Below are 1,690 nucleotides of genomic sequence, written 5' to 3'. Positions count from 1 at the left end.
GCTCGCCCTCGCCCTCCACCAACGCCCGCGGGTCCGGCGCGGCCAGCACGTCCACCCAGTCCGCGAACGCGCACACCGGGCACGTCGGACGCCGGGCGCCGCGGGGGAGGACGACCCGCTGCCCGTGCGTGCCCGCCCGGTCGGTCTTCGTCACGCCCAGCTCGACCAGCAGCAGCGGCTCGTGCGTGCGCGGGTCCACGTCCACCGTGACGTCCTGCACCGCCACCGCCGCCAGCTCGCTGCGCCGCAACGCCCCCGCGAACCCCACCAGCAACAGCAACGCGTCACGGCGACGCGCGACCCCCGTCGGCCACCCCGGCGGCGGCCGTTCGGCCAGCAACGCCTCCAACGTGCCCAGCAGCACCGGCCGCTTGCTGCGCGGCTGCGCCCGCCGGGTCCGGCGGATGCCCCGCAACGTCAACCGCACCACGTCCGACCGGGTGGGGGAGGGCAGCCCGCCCGCGGCGTGCACCGCGGCGATCGCCGCCGCCTTGCGCTCCAACGTGGACGGACCGAACGCGGGCGACCCGTCCGCCTTCGTCGTCCGCGCCGCCACCGCCAGGTACACCGCCACGTCCACCGGGTCCGCGGGCAACGCCACCCGGCCCTCCGCCTCGCACCACGCCGCCCACGCCACCCAGTCCGAGCGGTAGGCGCGCACGGTGTTGGCCGACTGCGCCGCCCGCAGGTACCCCGACAGGGCCTCGGCCTGCTCCTCGTCGAACCGGCGGCGCACCTGCTCCAACGCGGCGAAGTCCACCAGCACCGGGTGCGACACCCGGTCGAGCTCGGCCCGCACGGGTTCCGGCATGGTCACATCGTCACCCTAACAGTTGTTATACGCTTAATATCTTCAGTGTGGACTAATAACAATCTTTCCCGGTGTCGCTACTATGCGGAACCGTGCGCGCCCTACAACACCCGGACGTGGAAGACATGAGTCTGTCCACGGTGCTGAGCGCGCTCGCGGACCCCGTCCGACTGCGGATCGTGGCTGAGCTCGCACGATCGGGTGGGATCGTCTGCGGGCAATTCGACGTGCCGGTCAGCATGTCGACGCTGTCGCATCACCTGAAGGTGCTCCGCGAGGCCGGGGTGCTGCGGGTGACGCCCCAGGGCAGCTACCGCACCCACGAGCTGCGGCGCGAGGAGATGGAACACCGGTTCCCCGGCGTGCTCGATTCCATCACGCGGGCGATCGGCTCCACCTGACGCCACGCCGGGCGGGCCGGGTCGGGCCGGATCGGGTCCGGTCAGGTCCGGATGAACAGGCAGAACGGGTGGCCCGCCGGGTCCAGGTGGACCCGCACGTGGTCCTGCGGCTGGTGGTCGGCCGGCGTGGCGCCCAGGGACGCGGCGTGGGCGGCGGCGGTGTCCAGGTCGTCCACCTCGATGTCGAGGTGGACCATCATGCGCTGGTCGCCGTCGGAGGCGGGCCAGGTGGGGCGGCGGTAGCCGGGGTCGGTCTGGAACGACAGGCCCGCGCCGCCGCCGGCGGGACCGACCTCCGCCCAGCCGGGGCTGTCGACGGTGATGGTCCAGCCGAGCAGGTCGCGGTAGAAGCGGGCGAGGGCCTGGGCGTCGGGCGCGTCGAGCACGGTCGCGACCAGCTTCAGCATGATCCCGATTTTCACCCGGTCGGGTGGTTCCCGCAGGGGGCGGGATGCCGTGAGGGGGCGGTCGGAACGCG

At 73.3% G+C, this 1,690-nt stretch carries 3 protein-coding genes; 1 reads left to right on the top strand and 2 read right to left on the bottom strand.

Translation table 11 applies throughout. From position 1 onward, the window contains the following. Positions 1-811: integrase (locus tag AB0G02_RS38790; protein WP_360805082.1), on the bottom strand; the 811-nt coding region annotated here is incomplete at its 3' end. Between the two features lie 125 nt (positions 812-936). On the opposite strand from AB0G02_RS38790, the gene AB0G02_RS38785 reads away from it, so the two are divergent. Then, positions 937-1,212: a metalloregulator ArsR/SmtB family transcription factor gene (locus AB0G02_RS38785; protein ID WP_360805079.1), complete on the top strand. Its 276-nt coding sequence runs from the start codon at positions 937-939 to the stop codon at positions 1,210-1,212. Between the two features lie 41 nt (positions 1,213-1,253). On the opposite strand, the gene AB0G02_RS38780 is transcribed toward AB0G02_RS38785, so the two are convergent. Continuing rightward, positions 1,254-1,619: a VOC family protein gene (locus AB0G02_RS38780; protein WP_360805076.1), complete on the bottom strand. Its 366-nt coding sequence runs from the start codon at positions 1,617-1,619 to the stop codon at positions 1,254-1,256. Positions 1,620-1,690: the final 71 nt, after the last annotated feature.

It is taken from the genome of Actinosynnema sp. NPDC023658, assembly GCF_040639995.1.
In the GTDB taxonomy this organism is placed as follows: Bacteria; Actinomycetota; Actinomycetes; order Mycobacteriales; family Pseudonocardiaceae; genus Actinosynnema.
The sequence above is the reverse complement of the archived record's forward strand: the minus strand, read 5'-3'. Positions and strand labels throughout refer to the sequence as shown.